The organism is Dyadobacter sp. HNCC25DJ183 (assembly GCF_056895175.1).
The window spans coordinates 355191-374484 of sequence record NZ_JBXHAP010000001.1; the positions used below are offsets into that span (position 1 = coordinate 355191).

At 49.4% G+C, this 19294-nt stretch carries 10 protein-coding genes; 1 reads left to right on the top strand and 9 read right to left on the bottom strand.

Translation table 11 applies throughout. The annotated features are described in order from the left end of the window. Positions 1–80: 80 nt before the first annotated feature. Together AC1XTG_RS01415 and AC1XTG_RS01420 are read right to left on the bottom strand one after the other, a co-directional pair. Positions 81–920 carry a sugar phosphate isomerase/epimerase family protein gene (locus AC1XTG_RS01415; RefSeq protein ID WP_484840718.1) on the bottom strand — a complete coding sequence of 280 codons (840 nt, stop codon included), beginning with the start codon at positions 918–920 and terminating at the stop codon, positions 81–83. A gap of 64 nt (positions 921–984) precedes the next feature. Beyond that, positions 985–2178 carry a DUF5009 domain-containing protein gene (locus AC1XTG_RS01420; protein WP_484840719.1) on the bottom strand — a complete coding sequence of 398 codons (1194 nt, stop codon included), beginning with the start codon at positions 2176–2178 and terminating at the stop codon, positions 985–987. 220 nt (positions 2179–2398) lie between these two features. Here AC1XTG_RS01420 and AC1XTG_RS01425 point away from each other — a divergent pair, with 220 nt between their 5' ends. Continuing rightward, positions 2399–4213 carry a glycosyltransferase gene (locus AC1XTG_RS01425; RefSeq protein WP_484840720.1) on the top strand — a complete coding sequence of 605 codons (1815 nt, stop codon included), beginning with the start codon at positions 2399–2401 and terminating at the stop codon, positions 4211–4213. A 12-nt stretch (positions 4214–4225) separates the two neighbouring features. Here AC1XTG_RS01425 and AC1XTG_RS01430 read toward each other — a convergent pair whose 3' ends face one another. Genes AC1XTG_RS01430 through AC1XTG_RS01460 form a run of 7 tightly spaced genes read right to left on the bottom strand, consistent with a single transcriptional unit; the run spans position 4226 to position 19294 of the window. After that, the gene (locus AC1XTG_RS01430; RefSeq protein ID WP_484840721.1) at positions 4226–5407 is read right to left on the bottom strand and encodes a PP2C family protein-serine/threonine phosphatase; all 1182 of its coding nucleotides are present in this window, start codon (positions 5405–5407) and stop codon (positions 4226–4228) included. A 31-nt stretch (positions 5408–5438) separates the two neighbouring features. Further along, the gene (locus AC1XTG_RS01435) at positions 5439–6269 is read right to left on the bottom strand and encodes a sensor histidine kinase (protein WP_056287739.1); all 831 of its coding nucleotides are present in this window, start codon (positions 6267–6269) and stop codon (positions 5439–5441) included. Positions 6270–6307: 38 nt separating this feature from the next. Beyond that, on the bottom strand, positions 6308–10027 hold the full coding sequence (locus tag AC1XTG_RS01440) for a sensor histidine kinase (RefSeq protein ID WP_484840722.1): 3720 nt from the start codon (positions 10025–10027) through the stop codon (positions 6308–6310). Positions 10028–10057: 30 nt separating this feature from the next. Beyond that, on the bottom strand, positions 10058–12901 hold the full coding sequence (locus AC1XTG_RS01445) for a hypothetical protein (RefSeq protein ID WP_484840723.1): 2844 nt from the start codon (positions 12899–12901) through the stop codon (positions 10058–10060). A gap of 1 nt (position 12902) precedes the next feature. Further along, the gene (locus AC1XTG_RS01450; protein ID WP_484840724.1) at positions 12903–13454 is read right to left on the bottom strand and encodes a GNAT family N-acetyltransferase; all 552 of its coding nucleotides are present in this window, start codon (positions 13452–13454) and stop codon (positions 12903–12905) included. Between the two features lie 40 nt (positions 13455–13494). Further along, a complete protein-coding gene (locus AC1XTG_RS01455) occupies positions 13495–16119 on the bottom strand; it encodes a TonB-dependent receptor plug domain-containing protein (RefSeq protein ID WP_484840725.1) in 2625 nt (874 codons plus the stop codon). A 7-nt stretch (positions 16120–16126) separates the two neighbouring features. Next, positions 16127–19294 carry a WD40 repeat domain-containing protein gene (locus AC1XTG_RS01460; RefSeq protein ID WP_484840726.1) on the bottom strand — a complete coding sequence of 1056 codons (3168 nt, stop codon included), beginning with the start codon at positions 19292–19294 and terminating at the stop codon, positions 16127–16129.

Genomic DNA, 19294 nt, shown 5'->3' on the forward strand with positions numbered 1-19294 from the left:
CTTGTCAGATTAGGTAAGATTCAAATCAATTCTGAGCTGCAAAAATAGGGTTTTGTGGCACTTTAAACCATTTTAACGCATTATACTGCATCACAAACCCCCTTGAAGTACCCGACGGACTCGGCTATTCCGGCAAGCGGATCTTTCATATCTTTCTCATATTCAAGCGCGCACACGCCCGGGTATTTCACCTTGCGCAGCATCTTGACGAACGCAGGAATATCGATCACTCCCCTGCCAAGCTCCACTGCTTTTCCGTCTTTTGTAGCAGCTGTTACATTTTTAAGGTGCAGGTCGAAAATGCGTTTGGAATATTTGTTGAGGTCGGCAATGGAATCCTGGTTGTCACGACGGTTGTGCCCCATATCAAAGCAGATTCCTACACGTGGGTCCAGGTCTTTGATCAGGTTGTTGATAGAAGCCGCATTCGGGTACAGCTTGTCTTCGGGCCCGTGATTGTGGATCGCGTATTTGATATCATACTCCTTTACTTTCTGATCCACGTATTTCAGGTCTTCATGATTGGGGATACCGATAATCAGCTTCACGCCTACTCTTTTGGCATAATCGAATGCATTGTCGATATCCTTTGGAGTTTTTGTGTAAATCGGTCCGACAGCATAACCCGTCACACCCGACTCCTTCAGCTTCTCGTGAAATGCGGTGATCTGCTCGGCTGTGCTGTTGTAAGGAAGGTGAAAATCCTTGATACACAAATAATGCACGTCAGTCCGCTTCATCATAGACAGCGCCTCGTCCAGCTTGAAGTTTACAAAGCTGAAACCGGCTATACCCAGCTTGAACGTATCTTCTTTTCTATCCACAACACTGGCCGCCTTGCTCTCGCGGGTTACTGAAAGCAAGCTTCCGGCAACGAGGCCGGCTATTCCTTTTTGTACGAATCTTCTTCTTGAATTCATTTATCTGAAATTTTGATTAGCTCTACATCTATAAAGACGAGGTACTGCGGTTTTACCACCCACTTTATATTTTCAGTCTGATCCCAATTCGATTGATCAGCCCGGTAATGATGATGACGAGCAGTGAAAAGCATAGCGATTTGATCAGTCCGACGATTCCTGTACGCAGGAACAAAGGCAGGCTAAAACTCAGCAAAGCGAGCACCGCGTACCAGATATAAGGTATCAGGTAGCAGGTTAATGTGGCTGTTCCGGCAGGTTTCAAGATGTTGGCCCAGCTCCTGATCTTTTTCAGGTCTACAAGCCAGAACATGAATGCAAAAGCAAGAAAGCTGATCCCGCTGCAAATCCCGACCCAGGCGGGAGTGGCGCGGATCTTGGATATTCCCCAGAATGGACGCGTGCCAAATCCGTAAACCAGCGCCGCAATCCCGAGCGCTATCAGAATCCATATATAGGTTTGGCCAAGCCCACCGCGCGAACCCAGCCGGCGGTAAATAACAGAAGCAGTCACACCCGCCATCACAAAAGCCGGCATTGAGCCGCTGCCGACAATCCAGACGTACTTTCGCACGGGGTCAAGAAAATCCAGCATTCCCGCGAACGCGGCCAGATTAAACAAGACCAGAAACAACCATCCCGCCACGATCAGCGGCAAATTGTCTTTCATCAAAAAATAAAGCACCGCGCAGATCAGGTACGACCAGCCGATCAGCCCCAGTATCCCGTACCAGTGCGCGCCCATCCACGAAGGATTTTCCGGGTCGCCGCCCTTGTATACCACAGCCAGAGCGGCAAGAATAATGTAGCCGAGTATTTTATAGCTGGTAGTACGCACATCATTCTTACCGTACACATTCCAGATCAGGAAGAATGCGATCACCATGGCGATACTCCACACGTGCTTGCTCACCGGCATTGCACTGCTGAGAGCACTTTCCAGGTTGACCAGGTAAATGCCCATTAATAACAATGCGAAGGTTCGCTCGGCAATGTGAAACAGGATGATCCCGTTACTGTCACCTTTTTTCCTGCGGTTGGAAATTGCGAAGGGAATGGAGAGGCCGACGATAAAAAGGAAACACGGAAAAACGACATCGGAAAGCCCCATGGCATCTTCGCTACCTTTGCTGTGCTCCATCCATTGCGGTACGCCTTTCAGCGTCCAGAAATCGTTTACAAAAATCATCAGGAACATCGTCAGCGCTCTGAAAATGTCGATGGAATCCACACGTGCGGTGGCTGAGCTCGTAGTCATCGTGTAACAGGCAGGGGTTAGGATTCCGAATATATCACGAATTTGAACAAATACAGTGCATTTCACGCCGATAATCGCCTCAGAGGCACTTTTTTCGGTTTGGCCCCTCATTTTTTCCGGTTAGCACAATCAGTCTGGCATTGACTTTGCTGAGTAATTATTTTTATTCGAATTATCCTGCGCAGGCAGGTGATTCCTCAACGAAAACTCTCCTTCAGCTTTGAGACCGGAAACATTTCTGCTTGAAATTTCATGGGAAGTCTGCAATCAGGCAGGCGGTATTTTCACCTATATCAAGTCGAAAATCCCGACGATGGTCGATACTTACGACGATCGTTATATGCTGATCGGACCGTATTTTGCGGAAATGGCCGAAAGCCACTTCCGGCCTTTGCAGGAAATCGACCAGCCTGCCCTGGCGGAAGCAGTAGCATTTGTGCGCTCACTTGGGTTTGAAGTCCATTACGGTTACTGGCTGCTCGACGAAGCCCGTCCCAAAGTGCTGCTGATTAATCCGGTCGTCAGCAGGAATGTTTTAAATGAGGTTAAAGGACGTTTCTGGCAGCGATTTGAAATATCTTCTCTCGAAACTGACGAACTGCGCGATCTGGTACTTGGCTTCGGCGAAGTAGCCAGGATACTATTGAAGAAGCTGGTAGACAAGCTCGACGCGGACCAGGACGTGATCGCCCATTTTCACGAATGGATGTCAGCATCCTGCCTCGCCGACCTCGACTACGAAAAAATCAGGATTGCAACGGTCTTCAATGCGCATGCTACATTGCTGGGCAGGTACCTCGCTGCCAACGAAGAGCCGTATTTTCATCACATGCCGTACTACGACTGGCAGCAAAAATCAAGAGAGTACGGGATCTTGCCGCGCGTAGCACTGGAACGCTGCGCAGCACAATCCGCTCACGTGCTGGTTACAAACAGCGAAGTTACCGCATGGGAATGCGAGCTGTTTTTGTCGAGAAAGCCCGAGTACATTATCAGGAACGGAATTCACAGGAAACCGGAGGGAGGCCACGAGGTATTTGAGCTGCATCTCCAAAACAGACAGAAAATTGACTCGACCGTCAAAGCGCTGATCACCCCGAGTTACCCTTTCAAAACAGATAACACGCTCTACTTCTTCACGTCGGGCAGATATGAATTTTATAACAAAGGTTTTGACATCACATTGCGGGCAATTGCGAGACTAAACGAAATGCTGGCAAGCCAGGATACCGATATCTCCATTGTGTTTTTTGTTATTTCAAAACAGCCTTTTTCAAACATCAGACCTGACATACTCGAATCACGTCAGCGTTTTCAGGACTTACAGAAAATATGCAAAAAGATCAGTAAGCAGCTTGGCCCTGACTTGTACTCCAATGTCATCAACAAGCAAAATGCTGCGTTGCCAAACCTGAACACGCTGATCGACGAAGATCTGCACGTCACGTGGCGTGAGGCCAAGGCGCAGTTCAGGCGCGACGGCTTACCTCCTGTCGTTACACACTTGCTCAACGAGCCTGACGAAATTTCCAATTTCCTCTCTGCCCACCAGCTGGATAACCGCGAAGAGAATAAAGTGAAAGTATTTTACCACCCTGATTACATCGAGCGGGCCACTTCTGTATTTTCAATGGATTATTCCGAATTTGTGAGAGGCTGCCATTTGGGGATTTTCCCATCGTTGTACGAGCCCTGGGGATACACTCCGATGGAAGCTGCATTGCAAGGTACGCCGGTGATTACCAGCGACCTGTCTGGCTTTGGTAGGTACATTCAATCCGTCATACCGCCTGAGAGCGAGGACGGGATCAAGATGTTATACCGCCGCTACCATTCTGACGAAGAAGCAGTTGAAACACTGGCGAATATGTTGCTGGATTTTGCTCAGACCTTTGAGCGGGAGCATTATGTGCCGAGGGTAACCCTGCCAAAAACGGTAATAGATACGGTTTGCTGGACAGAGCTGATGCGTTACTATCGCGATGTGTACCGGCTGGCGCTCATGCGTCACCAGCCGGCCGGTGATTTGTATTAAGAGTCAATGCAATCAGTTGGTCAGGTACCTGAGCGACAGCATGGTGATATCATCAAACTGGTTGGCCGCACCGATAAATTCGACCAGGCTTTCCAAGGTAGCTTCGTTCATTTCACGTGCCGAAGTTTTTGTTGAACCTTCGCCGGTTGTGAAGAAATCCTGCAGGTAATGCAAACCGTAACGCGCGCCTGCGAGGTTGTTCGCGTCGGTTACTCCATCTGTATAAAGTACAAACTTATCCCCCTTGTTCAGTGTGAATGAATGCGATTCGTACTCAAACGACGGATCAAAGCAGAGCGCCATTCCACCCAGTTTGGGAACGAGCTCAGTGGTACCATCTGCACGGATGATGATCGGAGGCTCGTGGCCTGCGTCCACATACTCAACAACTCCCGTTTTTACATTCATAATGCACACAAATGCGGTGACGAACATATAAGTGGAATTATCCTCGCTTAGGAACTGGTTTACGATCTTAACCTTTTCACAAATACTGTCGTCATTCCTGTTTGAAAACTGGCTTTTGAAGATCGCTTTGCAGATCGCCATAAACAACGCAGCCGGCACTCCCTTGTCAGAAACGTCACCGATCATAAAGAACAGGTGCTCGGAGTCCATCATGAAATAATCATACAAGTCGCCGCCTACTGCTTTTGCCGGGTGGATAAATGCATGCAGGTCCACGCCCGCCTTGCCGATGTTGGCAGGTACCGTTTTGGGAAGCATCGACAGCTGTATCTCACGTGCCACGCTCAGGTCATTCTGGATCGCAATCAGCTGCTCACGGCCTTTCTCGAAATTGGCTAGCATTTCAATGTGCTCCACCGTTTTCGAAATGGTAATTTCAAGATCCTCAAAATTCACAGGCTTGGTTACGAAATCAAATGCGCCGCGGTTCATCGCCGTGCGGATGTTGTCCATATCCCCGTAAGCCGACACCATAATAGCCTTTAAAAGCGGGTTCTGCTTTTCATTGATTTTGGAAAGAAAGGTCAGCCCGTCCATTCCCGGCATGTTGATATCGGACAGGATCAGGGTAATATCCTCTGTTTCTTCCAGTTTCTGAAGTGCCTCAATCCCGTTGTTTGCAAATACGAATTCATATTTCTTGTCTCTGATCTGCTTTCTGAACAGTTGAAGAATGAGCATTTCCATGTCTTGCTCGTCGTCCACACTTAATATCCTGATGGCCATTTTTTAATGTTTGTTTTGGTAAAAATCCCGTTTAGGCAGGAATGAGTATTTTGAATTCTGTTTTTTCTCCCGGAACCGAAGTCACACTGATCGTCCCTTTATGCGTATCCACAATGCTGGTGTAAGTAAGCGATAATCCCAGTCCCGTCCCTTTTCCCTGCGGCTTTGTAGTAAAAAAAGGCTGAAAGAGTTTGGCTACAATTTCCTCGGGAATACCTATCCCGTTGTCGCACAGCAGTATCTCTACTTCATTGTCAATCCGCCGCGTGGAAATGGAAATCACAGGATCAAACCCCGCCACCTGTTGTTTACGCTTTTCATTAATGGCGTAGCAGGCATTATTGACCAGGTTCACGATCACGCGCCCGAACTCCCCACGCGAGATGCTGACATTCCCTACCGCAGGATCAAGCACATAGTTCAGTGTCACATTAAATTCCCTGTCCTCTGCACGCACGCTCTGATAAGCCAGCTTGCTATACTCTTCGAGCAGCTGGTTCAGGTCGGTCTTTTCGAAAACAGCACCCTCGGAACGCGCCTGTGCGAGCATACCCTGGATAATCCGCTCAATTCGCTTCCCGTTCTCGTTGATCTTCACCAGGTTTTTAGATAAAGTTTCCAACAACTCCCGCTCGTCCGCCACATCGTCCTCACTCAGCTCGTTCAGCGGCTTGCCTACCAGCTCACGCATTTCGTCGATCAGCCCGTTGGACAGGCGCGAGAAATTGTTTACGAAGCTTACGGGATTCTTGATCTCATGTAAAATACCTGCACTCAGCTGTCCGATCTCGGCTAGCCGGTTGAGTTCGATTATTTTCTGCTGATAAATCGCGATGTCCTTATCAGTAATTGCGGGCTCCATATTCGTGTCTATTAGTAGTACGGGTAACTGTCTGCGGGTTATTTGACAATGGGAAGAGAAATTTCAATCTCAGTAAAATCCCCTTCCTTTGAAGTTACCGACATTCTGCCCTTGTGAAATTCTATGATATCCTTGCTCATGTAAAGTCCGAGCCCGGTGCCTTTTGAAGTAGGTTTGGTGGTGAAGAATGGATTAAAAAGCTGTTCTGTTTCTTTCAAAGGGATACCCTTTCCATTATCCCTCACGAAAATCGAAATAGCTCCGTCTGCGCGCCTTGTCGAAATGCGGATTTCGGGTTCAAATACCTTGTCGAACTTTGTCTTTTCAATGACCGCATAACACGCATTGCTGATCAGGTTGGTGAGTACCTGTGCAAATTCGTAAGGCAGCAGACTGACGCGCACCGGCTCCGCATTCAATGCAAAAACCAGCTTGATCTTCGCGTCCTTATATTCCGCCAGCACTTCCTGGATCGCTGATTTCGACTTCGATTCCAGAAAAGGATTAAGATCTGTTTCAAAGAACTCCGTTGATTTCCCTTTGAGCAGCTTCTGCATATCCTTCACAATGCGCGTGGTACTGTTTCCGTGCTCGTATATCTTTTCCAGGTTTTTTTGCAGCATTTCAAAGCCGCTTTCCAGGTCATCTTTTTCATCTTCCGATAAAGTATCCTGATGTTTATCAGTCACTTCCGTAATTTCTTTCAACAGCTTGCCCGACGACTGCGAGAAGTTGTTGATGTAATTCAATGGATTGAGAATTCGGTCCACAATACCCTTTGTAAGACTACCCACAGAAGCCAGGCGCTCCTGCCGGATCAACTCTTCCTGTGTGGATTTCAGGTTTGAAAGTGTGTTTTCGAGATCTTCAAGAATGTTTGTTTTGATATAAGCCCCGATCAAATGCTCTTTCAGGTTCTTGACCATATTAAAGTCGCGCTCACCGAATGCGTTTTCGCGGTCCATATTTTCGAGGGTAATGTAACTTTTTACGTCCCCATCCACCCGGATCAGGATACTGATCAGTGACTTTGGCGAGAATACCTCGCTCACCGACCGGTTTGTATTCTGGTGCCTGAAATTGTTTTTCAAAAATATATCCTCGTAAACCTCGTCTGCACCGGCTACGTAGCGTTGTTCTGCCTCGGCTGCGGAGAGCTGTACATCTTCCACATCGGCACGCTCAATCACGCCAGCCAATGCGATAAACTGGTAACAGTCAGTGGCTTTATTATATATCAATGCAGAAGCGCCGTCCACATTCTGAAACTCACAAAGCCTGTCGAGTACCAGCTGGAACAACTTCCCGGTATTTACTTCTCCATTGATCGACTTCACAAATTCATCAATCCTTTCCAGCTGATCATTCGTCGCAGACAGTTCCTCGGACTGGTGTTCGAGTTCTTCTTTCTGGCTCACCACTTCCTCCGTGCGCTCGCGGATCAGGTTTTCCAGTTCCTCCTTTTCGCGGATTATGGCCCGCAGGCGCCAGCGCACGACATAGTAAATCATGACCGCAAACACGATGGCGTAAAGCGCGATCATGTACCATTGCCTGAACCAGGGTGTTTGTATAAATAAGGGAAATGCAGCCTCTTTGGAGATGTTACCATAAATATCCCGCGCCCGCACCTTGAAAACGTAGCTTCCGGAAGGCAGCCCGCTGTATTCCTTCCGCGCAATGGTACTCCACTCTGACCAGCCTTTGTCATAGTTTTCGAGCAGATACTGGTAAGATACTTCCTGGTTACTGTGGAAGCTGGGCAATGCAAATTCAAAAATAAGGCTGTTCTGTTTGTGGTCGAGACTTAGCCTGTCCCGATCCGCATCGCGGGCAATGGGAAGGTCGCCGTCTGGCGTGCTTACATTTCTGATCAGCACGGGATAGTTGAGAAGATGCTGTTCACTCAGGCGCATATCGAGCCGGTACAATCCCTGGTCACCACCCAGCCAGGCTACCCCATTGTTATCGGGATAAATCACCTGGAACGGGATAGCGGCAATGGGCAAAAAAGGTTTTTCAATCAGCTCAAATACATTGCTTTGCCCCTTTTTCCTGAAAAAAGTTACCGACTTCTTGTCTCCGCGCGTGGTCCAGATATTTCCTGCACCGTCGCCCTGCACCCGATCAAACCAGGCTTTTTCAGAGAGCCAGCCGGCGCGTACAAAGCGGTCTGCATTGGACTGGTATTCAAAAAGCCCATCCTTGTTGGTAACAATCAGCCGGTCTCCAAAAACGGCCAGCTTATTGTAAAGCGGGCTGCTGATACCCTGCGTGGCGGAGAACTTACGTGCCGAGCCCGTCGCGTAGTCAAATTTGAAGATCCCGTTCGAAAGCGTTTCTAGCCAGAATGTACCAGCCGGAAATTCAGTAATGCCGGTAATCTGTTCAGTAACCGACTTGATCCTTTCCTTTTGCCAGCCGCTGCCCGACTTTTTGTAAACAGCCAATCCATCCTGCAAGCCTACAAAAAGCCTGGTACCATCCTGGGAAGCAGTTACAGTGAGCGAAAAATCATTGGATAACGTCGTCAGCGCGCCGGTTTTACTTAGCTGAAACAACCCTTTATTTGAGGCAATGTACAAATACCCGCCCGCCTCACTGAACCCCAGGCAGCTCCCCGGAAATGCAGTAAAATGTGTAACCCGGTTATTTTCAATGGCGTGAAGCCCGTTCAATGTTCCTACGATCAGCTTGTTATCAAATCGCGTTACCGCAGTCACGGAGCCTTTTAACCCTGAGTTACCGTCGAAAACGGATATGGGAGAAGGCAGATCGAAACGTGCAATTCCGTTGTTCAATGCAAGCCAGAGATTGTGCTCGCGGTCGCTGAACATAGCAGTAACCTGACTGTCTTCGATATCTCCGTAAGCATAAACCGGGTATGCGATTGTCCCGTCCGGGTTAACGATCAGCATTCCGTTTGCCGCCATACTGATCGCGATCTTGCCGTCCTCCATCTTCACCGCGGTGGTGGCTTTGTTGCTGATCAAAACCGGGTTGGCGTTTCCGGCGATGTTTTCAATGCGGTTACCTTTCAGGAGATAGGCGCCCTGACTGGTGGTGAGCAGCATAGCCGAATTTGCGGTAAGCGGCACAACCGCAACCAGATCCAGCAATGCAGCTACGTCGGGCGCGATCGTCACCCCTGAAACTTTACCTTCATTCAACAACAGAAAACCCTTGTTTTTGGCATAAATCACGGCACCCTCTCCAAACGCAAATGCGGATTGAATGGACAGCCCGTGTTTGTAAGCTTTCACATTCCTGCCGTCCCAAAAAAAGTTGGTCTGATCGGAAATAAACCAGGCGCCGGCTTTCGCAGGCAGTATCTGTATGATCTGGCCGGGCTTATCTTTCAGTTTCGCAGAAAGGCTCACAAAGCGGTGCACACCCAGACTGTCATGAGCGAGGTACCCGAATTCTCCATTAGCCCCCACAAGCACGCGGCCTTTTCTGTCGGTTTTCAGGGCAGATACCCGCGTCACATTTTCAGTTTGAATGGTGTTCCAGGAAACGCCGTCAAATTCCAGCACGCCGGCGAAATTGGCAAAATACATCATGCCGGTACTATCCTGCGTAATGCCGAAGTTCTGGTCGTGTGCGTGGTATTCGGAAGATTGGTAAAAGCCGAACATCGGCCGGCCCGTCTCCCGCATAGCCGCGCTTCCGCCCTGCGCCAGTACTGACACAGCACTCAGGCAAACCAGCCAAAATCCAAGCCATAAATTCTTCATCTGATCAAACCTTCGGTCCATGTACTTATTAATGCTAATCCGTTGCCTCCGTTATGCTGTTACTGTTTCCGGTGCCACGTGATGTCTGATGTTCAAATCTTTTAACAGATAGTCTTCTACAATGTAAAACTCCGTTTCCTCCAACACATTAGGGATCATTGCCGCGCCCAGTGCTTTCAGCTCGTCCACGCTCCTGATCTCACCTGCACCGATCACCCCGGCTTTCGAGAAGAGCAGCTTCCCGCAAGTAACCAGCACCGACAAGTCCGGCCGGCTGGTATGTTTCCGTAAATCGATCACCTCGCCTTCATCTTCCTTGAAATACTCCGAATTGAGCAGGATCTTCTGCAATTCTCCATTGAGAAGCTTTTCCAGGCCCGGCGTATCCCGCAGGCGGCGCAGCTTGCAGATCAGCAGATCTTCTTCCGTAGCCAGCCATTCAAGCGGCTTCATGATTTGTATATGAAACTTGTCATTGTCCCGTGTCATCACATGCATCACCGAGCGAAACCGAGGCGGATTAACGATCCTGAGCACGTAGAAAGCAGTTTCTGAGATTACCTTGGAATGTGAAACCGCATTGGAGACCAGTATATCCGTCACATTTCCGGCAGGAAAATGTTTCAGTTCTTTAATCGCAACCGCCTTTGTCCACCTTGAAATGCGCGTATAATCCTTGTTGATCACGTCCTTCAAACGCTCTTCGACGGTGAGCTGCGCCTGCGGGAAAATCTCGTTATACCTGCGGAACATCTCTTCGCGAGAGTCGCTGTCGAGATAAGGCAGCACCTTGTTCTTTACATTCTCCGGCAGCATTAAATCGGAAATCTCCGTGAGATAGTCGCGGGCGTCGGTAGCCTGCTCGCCTCTCAGCAAAGTAATAGCGTGAAATCTTGAACCAAATACCACTTCCAGCACCGTAAATGCCTTGAAAATAATGCGCTGCTTCTCACGTTCCAGGTTCTGCATCATTTGCGAAGACGCGTCATAATCCTGGTCAAGATCAGTTTGCGCTGCCAGCAGCCAGGTGAATGTTTTCAAATGCTCATCGAGCTCGTTCAGCAGGTATGTCCGCTCGGTGGTATTACATACATAATGCAGGTTGCGGAGCGCGTCGAGTACCTTATCTTTCACAAACCGGTTAGGACTTTCAAGATTTCTCCTCAAAAACCGCAAAGCCTCGGCATTGCCAAATTCTTCCACCAGCTTGATCAGGTGAAGCTGCCGGTACCGGTTGTCATTGTTGCTCAGAAAGGTCTTTTCAATGTATTTCAAAAGCGGTGTGCCCGATTTGGCCAGTGCCGCGAATGCAACGGAATAGTACCTGTCTATCTCCATTTGCTCCATCAGATAAGGCCACAACTCAGGCCTGCGTAACTCGCCCGCCGTGTAAATAGCCGCCTTGCGAACAGCAGGACTTGGGTCCTCCAACAGTGGGATCAGGTATTTATAAGACAAAAAACGATTAGACCCTCCGAACCCGACAGCCGCTTCAATCCGCTCCTTTTCATCTTTGGAAAAAACCTGCCTGATCAGCAGATCAAATGGCTTTTCCACTTCCTGTAGCTCAGGTTTGTATTCGGCTGAGCGCTTTGAACGCGTCGGGAATACGAAAGCTTTGTCACGCACCGCTTTCTTGTAAGCATTCTGGCCCGTGAATGAAGCTACTGCCCAACCGATTGCGACGATCAGGAACACAATCGAAAGCTGCAACGCACTCAGATTGGCGAAATTGACCAGTATCAGCAGCAATATCCCCGCCGCCAGTCCGCCGATTGCCTTGGCTCTTCCTTCGATCCTGCCCTGGATATTGAGCCTGAATTTGGCAGGAATGGGCTGGTACAATGACTGGTAAGCCGGCTCGCTGATCGCTTTCCGAATGGCGCTCATGAAAAATCTTGACAAAGCCACACAGGCGAAAAATATCCCGGCAGTATCGTAGCCGAGACCGTAGATCACGGAAACGGCAAAGCTGAAAACCAGGCTCGCGGGCAATATCAAAATACCCAGCTTCAAACCGAACTTGCTGATCAGGCGGTTATAAAGGAAGGTTTTTATAAAAAATTCGAGAATAGAAGATATACCGAAAAACACCCCGAGAAAGCTGGCAAGTGAACCTTTGTCCGTGAAAATTGCCCGGGATTCTGTGAAAAAGATGTACTCCACATAGAACAGCGCAAAAACTGGCAGCAATGCAAGCAGGAAGATATTGCGGTAATAAGACGGGTCCACCGCCGCCTCGCCCGCCTTTTCGACGGTACTTGTCTCAGCAGGTTTTGTGCTTGCATTGGCTACGTATCTCTGATGGATTTTCCTGAGTAAAAAACTGCAAACGATCAGGAATGCGACGGCTACGACGAGCAGTGAGTCCGTAGGAATGATCTTAACCAGGCCAGGCACCGCCAGGTACATGATCACCGAGGAAAATACATCGCCGGTGTTGATCAGCGACGAAAGTCTTTTGGACTGTTGCAAATTGAACAGCTTCACAACAACCGCCCAGAAAGTAACCCCATTCACAAGTACAAAAACGCGGTTCCAGATGAAGAGTACAAAGAAAACCCATCTGCTGCCGGTTAAATGGTATGTAACCAGAAAAACGACAATCGAACTGATCAGAAAAAACAGCATTCTCTCGGCCAGCTTGTCAAATGCCATTAACTTTTGTAGCCGCGTCACACCCAGACCGAGCAGGTAAGTAAAGACGCCACCGACAATGTACACCTGCGGCAGCATGAGCCGGTCGAAGCTGATCAGGAATGAGGAGGCTACTACCGTGTAAAACAAGGCAGTAGCCCCTCCCATGAAGAAAGAGTAAGCCATCAGTAAGGTGACGAGGTTACCCTCCCCTTTTCTGACGTTGAGCATCAGCGATATGTCCGCCAGTCTTTTCAAATTAATGAACCAGTTCTTTGATCATGAAATAAATTTGCCGCTCCGGCATCTGAAAAAGGGGCTTGATTTTGCCCAGGTATATAAATCCAAGATCTTCCAGCGGTTTAATGCGCGACTCGACAGGTTGTGCAATGATCGCCCGCGCGCCTTGCGCCCTGGCAAATTCAATCCGCGTTTCATCGAGAATGGAAGAAAACCCATTGCCACGGTATCCCGGCGCAACTACCAGCCTGTTCAGCGAAGCAAACGGACCCTGCGCATAAGCGCCGAGCAGCGCCTCATCGAACAGATTTGCATGGGGTACCGAACTATAATCTTTATGAAAACTCAACCGGGCGGCCGCAACGATTGTTTTTTCATGCGTAATAATCCAATGGTGTGCACGCAGGTCGTCGTCGTCAAGCCAGGCTTTATGCGAGAAAAAATCCTGACTGATCCCTTTTTCATCTTTCCAGGCGAGCACGCGCAATGCGCCCATTTCATCCAGCCGCTCAGGGTAGTCCAGCTTCGTGAGCAGGAATTCTGAGTTTTTGATTTCAAACCTTGTATTCATTAAAAGAGGAGCGTTTACTATTGCATTCATTTGTTGAGTATCATTTTCGGTTTGTATCGATCAGCAAGCCAATAGAAAAAGTCCTGCGTTCCTGGGGATACCGCGAAGCAGAGGTTACCCCTTCCGCCGCACGAATGCCAGGCACAAAATATTCGGTGTTCAACACATTGGATATCTGCACCTGCAAGCTGAGATGGTTTAGGATATTCTGGTAAGTAATTGCGGAATTGAGCAGGTATATAGCGGGAAAACGCGTGATCGGGTTGCTGCTGCCCGAAGTACCCGCGCCTGATTTCCGCGCGCTGATGTAATTGTTGGTAATGCTGATGCTCAGGTTTTTGACGGGCTCGTACACTGCGCCGAGGTTGGCCGACCAGGGCGCCACGTCGCTGACCGGGATTTTCTGACCTTCCACCTTGCTGAGATCGCGCGGGTTGCTGTATGTGAAATTGCCCCAGATATTCAGGCTTTTTACATCATAACGCGCCTCCGATTGCAGGCCGATAATGCGCTGCTTGCCTAATGCCTGGAACTGGGTAGTACTTCCTCCGCCAGGCGCCTGAGCAGTTGCTAACCCCACCGCATTGCTGTAATTGGCAATGTAACCTGCGATGTTTGCTGAAAGCGCTTTGCTGAACCGGACTGCCACACTACCTTCCACATTCTTCACGCGCTCGGGCTGCAGCGTCGGGTTGTTGAGCAAGCGCTCGCGGCTTGTTGCGTATTTTTGAAGATAAGACGCGTCTTTAAATGCTTCTGCATAAATCCCTTTGAACACAAACATGCCCCGCGAATAGATAAGGCTCAGCCGCGGATTGAATACAAAACCGTAACCGCCATTCGATCGGATCTGGTTATAATCCAGCCTGCCGGCAAGTACCATTTTCAGGTGATCGGACCAGTTATAAGTCCCCTGACTGAATACGCCCATATCAAACACTCGGAAATTATCGCCGCCGGCCAGTGTCGAATCGGGCCTGCCAAATTCGTCGGCACCCTCCACCTGCGAGGTAATGTAGTTGGCCTGAATAATGCTGTTCCTGATTTCAATACCGCTGTTGATATCCAACTTAGGCAGCGGTGTCCAAAGCACACGGAACTCGTTCCTGAGCTGGTTGGAAACACGGTACCAGTATGGCGTCGCGTAAGTAGGTTTTATTTCGTTCAAAAGGTCAATAATCCCATAGCTTCCATTGAAATACCCGCGGTAAGTCGGCAGGTTCGTCGCGCCATTCAGTTCATGAAGACGGTAGGAAGTCAGGTTCAGGATCTGGACTTTGTCAGACAGGTATTTGTTATAAGTCAATGAAAATGCCTTGTTGTTAGCTACCCACCTTGAAAGGTCTTTGGTAACAATACGGGAGCGGTTGGTGTACCAGGGAGTAGCACCTTCATCTGTTTTCCAGGTCAAAAGCGACAGCATGAAATCCTTGAACTCGATCTTCGCCCGAAGGTAGAAATTACGAGAATCATCATTGAACTCAACGGGGTTTCCATTCACATTGGCTTGAAATAGATACTGATTGTCCAGTGCAGCCGCTTTTGCCTTGCCAGCCGGCGTCAGGCTCAATGCATTCACCGCGCCAGCTGCATCGGTTCCCACCTGGTACAAGTCGCTGTTCGGGAAAAGGGTCGATAGCTTGTTATTGTTATAGTAGGTCTGCGCGGCAGCGCCCGATAAATTTTGCTGACCGGGATAACTGTCCACTGTCCTCGGCGAATAATCCCACTCACGGTACTTACTGTAATCCAGCTCATTGGATGAAAAATAACGGGAAGTGACAGAAACTGCGACGTCCTTGGTGCGCATGGTTACCACACCATCTACAAGCTTTGTGTTTAAAGACCCGTACCGCACCTGGCCGGTAGCCGAAACGTCCACTTTCTTGCCTTCCGGCATTTCCCTGTCCAGATACCGCTTCGTGATCAGGTTTATTACCCCCATAAATGCATTGGCACCGTACATAGTCGAAGCCGGTCCGTAAATGACTTCCACCCGCTCGATATCCGACAATGCATACTGACGTGAAATGGGGATATTGTCTGAATTCAGGTCATTTTCTTCTACGCCGTCCACCAGCAAAATCGTGCGGTCATTGGAAGTGGAGCGGTACCCGCGCTGATAGAATGTAACATATGAAGGCCCATTGCCCCGTATCACATCAAAGCCCGGAATGTCGCTCAGCATCTGGGTCAGGTCCTTGTAACCTCTTTTGATAATGTCAGACTGCGTCAAAACTGTTACGGTAGCAGGTACCTGCAACAGGTTTTCCGCTTTTTTCGAAACCGATGTAATCTGGATAATGCGGTCCATCAGGTCCTTTTGCTGTGCCACCAGGTCTTTGAACTGCGGCAAGGCCGAAAACTCAGGTTCATAGTTTTGGTTGGCGATCAGCAGGTTGCGTACAGCCTGTGCCGCCTGGGGAAGCGAGTCGAGCGCCAGGTAAGTCAATGCAATGATCTTGTAGCCCTGCACCTGCGCATTGGGAGAGAACTTTGTTTTCAGACAAGGATTCAATGTCTGAAATACCTCATCGAAATTGCCGGTCCTGTACTTCCTGTCAGCCTCGGGAACGATCACCGACGCGTCGCAGTCGCCTTGCGCGAATGCACTTTGGGTAAGTGCCAGTATGCCGGTAAAAATGAGTAGTAAAAATTGCTTCATCGCGTGCCTATCTGATATTTCGGGAAAGCTTTTCGTAAGGAATATCCTTGCCGATATATTGGTCCCATTCTTCTTCTGTCAAATCCCTTTTAACTTTCCTGGAAACCTCGGCAAACAGGTCCGCGGAATTGATATCCCATACCCGAACCGTTTTGTCGGCACCGGTTGCCAGTAACTTATTTCCGTCGCCGGTAAACCGGATATCCATCACCCAGTAATCGAAATCGTTCAGTACCACCGGTTGCTGCTTCGAAAGATCTTCCCTCGTGCTCCAGATCCGGATCTTCCAGTCATAGCAGGCCGTTGCAATGCGGCTTCCGTCAGGGGTAAATGCAATTTTGGTGATCCCGGAAGTATGCGTTCCCTGCGTTCCCGAAATTGAATTGGCCACAGGTTCGTCTCCCTGCATTCTTGCATTATAAAGCATTCCCGTACTTGTCCCGAAATACAGCTGCTTGCCGTCGGGCGCCAGTGCCATTGAAATCAGCCTTCCGCGCATATTGCCGGTATTGTATTCCGTGGGTTTTGCATCGGCCTTATCCAGGTCCAGTCGCATGATCTTACCGGTTCCCGTACCGAAAAACAGGTACGGACTGCCTGGCAATGCAGCCACGCAGGAAATCTCCGCGCCAAGACTGATGTTTTTAATAATATCCAGCTTTTTATCACTGATATCCCATATTCTCACCTGTCCCGAAGAGCTGGTAGAAATCAGGCGGGGCTTGCTGTTCACTTCCCTGTTTATCAATGAAAGAATGATCCCGTCGTGCGCCACCAGCGTTTTTGTAGGTGCGCTGCCGGGTGCAAAATTATCCCATCGGACAAGCTGCCCGTTTGATGAACCTGTAAATGCGGCTTTACCGTCGGGAGTGAGATAGAGCGAGCGGATACTCTTGAAAGTCTGCCGCGGGTTCCGGAATGTGACCGGCCTGGTGGCAGGTACGAGGTAGTTCCAGAGATTGACAACGTCATCGTCGCCCGCACTTGCAAAAGTCGGGTTACCGGGCCGCGACTCGGCCACTACCCGCACGATATCATTGTGCCCGATCAGCGTAGCCTTCGCTCCCGCTGCTTTGGACAATGCATTAAAAATGTCCGGGTTTTCACGTTCACCGCCATTTTTCAAATTAAAATCATAAGCTTTCAATGCCAGCAATGCAGCCAGATCGTCGCCGGCCGGCATTTGGAAAGACTGAATGGCAATAAACCGCGCAACTGCTTTCGAGCGCTGTTTCAATGCGTCGTTACGTGAAGTTTCAGCTTCCTTTTGCGCGCGCTGCGCCAGTACTTTCTGGCGCTCCGATTCTTGTTGTGCAGTTACTGCATATTCCTTTTGTACTTCGGTTTCTTTTTGTGACTGAACTGCCGCACGCCGCGCATTATCCGCCTGTACCTTCTGTTCCTCAGCCACTTGGCGTGCCGCTTTGGCTGCAATGCTTTCCTTTACTGCCTTCTCCTGCTCTCTTACTGCAATCGATTTTTGCTCCTCTGTCAATGCTTTCTGAAGTTCGGCAAATGTACCTTGCTGCTCGGCGATTTTCTTTTGAGAAATGGCTTCGCGAGTTTGGTCTTCGGCTCTTTTTCTTTCTTCCAGTGCCAGACTTTCCTTTTCCAGTGCCGTTTTCTCACTTTGCTGCGCCTGCGTCCGGAGTACCAATGCCACGATCAGGAACAACAGGGAAACCAGCGAGCTGATCCCCAGTACCGAGGCAAATACCCGCGCCTTCCGCAGTTCCCTTTTCTGACGGTCTTCTTTGAGCCTTACTTCAAGCTCATATTGCTTTTTACTATAGTCGAGAAAATTAATGGCGCGCTCAAAAAACGGATCATACCGCTGCGCCCATTCCAGTGTAGGCTCGCTTTCTTTCAGCCATTTCAATCCCATTGCCAGCTCCGGGTTCACCCATAACCCAGTACGCCCTTCCTGGTAGAGAAGGGCTGAATAACTCAGTTGTTTGTATAGTTTGGCAGATTCCAGTTCCTCCTCAATCCACTTCCGGCACCTGTCCCAGAAGGTCAGGATCTTCTCTACGGAAACGTCGATAATGGAATCGTGATCAATTTTAACACCCGGTTTCGGGGTCAGGAACGAGACGCCGTTTTTCCTAAAAACCATGATCACATCAATGAGCAGGTAGTCGGGTATCCCGGTGATCTGGATAATTTCTTTTAACGCGGTCGGGTGCAGGGACGAAGTGTCACTCGGCCCGAGCACGATCAGCGATTTGAAAAGTTTTGCTGCCGCGATCCGTCGTTTTTCATCCAGTTGCTGGGTGAAAATTTCTTCCGCGTGCATGGTAATGGACTGCTGCATCGTCCCGATCGCCTCATAATCCGAGCGCGACACGGGTACTGCATTGGCTTTGGTACTACGCCAGCGCTCCCAGGTGCGCATCAGCGCATGCTGCAGAATGGGCAGGTAGTCGGGATTTTCGGCAAGTTCCCGCAGCAGAGTGGCTACTAGTTCGGGCTCGATGGTTGCGCCAAAAGCACTCACCGGACCTTCAATCACCTGCTGCAACTCGGCAGGGTTCATTTTCGGCAACAGGTAATAGCCTCTGTTGATTACTTCTGTCAACCCGTTAAACTCCGTGCAGTGATCGAGGTAGTCCGACCGCATGGTGATCACGGCGTGAATAGGCAATTGCCGCTGGTTTATCAAAGCCAGCAGCAATTGAACAAATGCGGCAGTACTGCTTTTCCCGGTGTCCTCATCGGCAAGCTCGTACCTGAAAAGCTCCTCAAACTGGTCTATAACCAGCAAAATCCTGCGATCGCGAATGGTCGAAAGCAGGTTAAGTGCTGATTGCGGATTTTTGGAAAACTCTTTTTCAAGCTGCGCAGGGTCCCGTTCGTCCCATTCAGGATCTTCGGTGCGCATGGCAGCTTTCAAAGCAAGCGCAAAGCTCCTGACCGGATTACCACCCGGTCTGAAAATCACAACTTTCCAAAGCGAGCCACCCGCCTGACCTTCCAGGGAGGGAATAAGGCCCGCCTTGATCAGCGAAGACTTACCGCTGCCAGATGAACCGATTAATGCAAGAAACCGCCCATCCAGCAATTTACCTGTCAGCTCACGGATATGCGAATCCCTTCCGAAGAACAGCGCGTGATCTTCATAGTCGTAACTTCTTAAACCGGGAAATGGATTCGTGAGCGTAGACTTATCAACCAT

What these genes read in the sequence shown, in the direction of transcription:
- AC1XTG_RS01455 (WP_484840725.1), bottom strand. Translation starts at nt 16,119, where the DNA reads ATGAAGCAATTTTTACTACTCATTTTTACCGGCATACTGGCACTTACC.
- AC1XTG_RS01450 (WP_484840724.1), bottom strand. Translation starts at nt 13,454, where the DNA reads ATGAATACAAGGTTTGAAATCAAAAACTCAGAATTCCTGCTCACGAAG.
- AC1XTG_RS01430 (WP_484840721.1), bottom strand. Translation starts at nt 5,407, where the DNA reads ATGGCCATCAGGATATTAAGTGTGGACGACGAGCAAGACATGGAAATG.
- AC1XTG_RS01435 (WP_056287739.1), bottom strand. Translation starts at nt 6,269, where the DNA reads ATGGAGCCCGCAATTACTGATAAGGACATCGCGATTTATCAGCAGAAA.
- AC1XTG_RS01460 (WP_484840726.1), bottom strand. Translation starts at nt 19,294, where the DNA reads ATGGTTGATAAGTCTACGCTCACGAATCCATTTCCCGGTTTAAGAAGT.
- AC1XTG_RS01440 (WP_484840722.1), bottom strand. Translation starts at nt 10,027, where the DNA reads ATGGACCGAAGGTTTGATCAGATGAAGAATTTATGGCTTGGATTTTGG.
- AC1XTG_RS01420 (WP_484840719.1), bottom strand. Translation starts at nt 2,178, where the DNA reads ATGACTACGAGCTCAGCCACCGCACGTGTGGATTCCATCGACATTTTC.
- AC1XTG_RS01415 (WP_484840718.1), bottom strand. Translation starts at nt 920, where the DNA reads ATGAATTCAAGAAGAAGATTCGTACAAAAAGGAATAGCCGGCCTCGTT.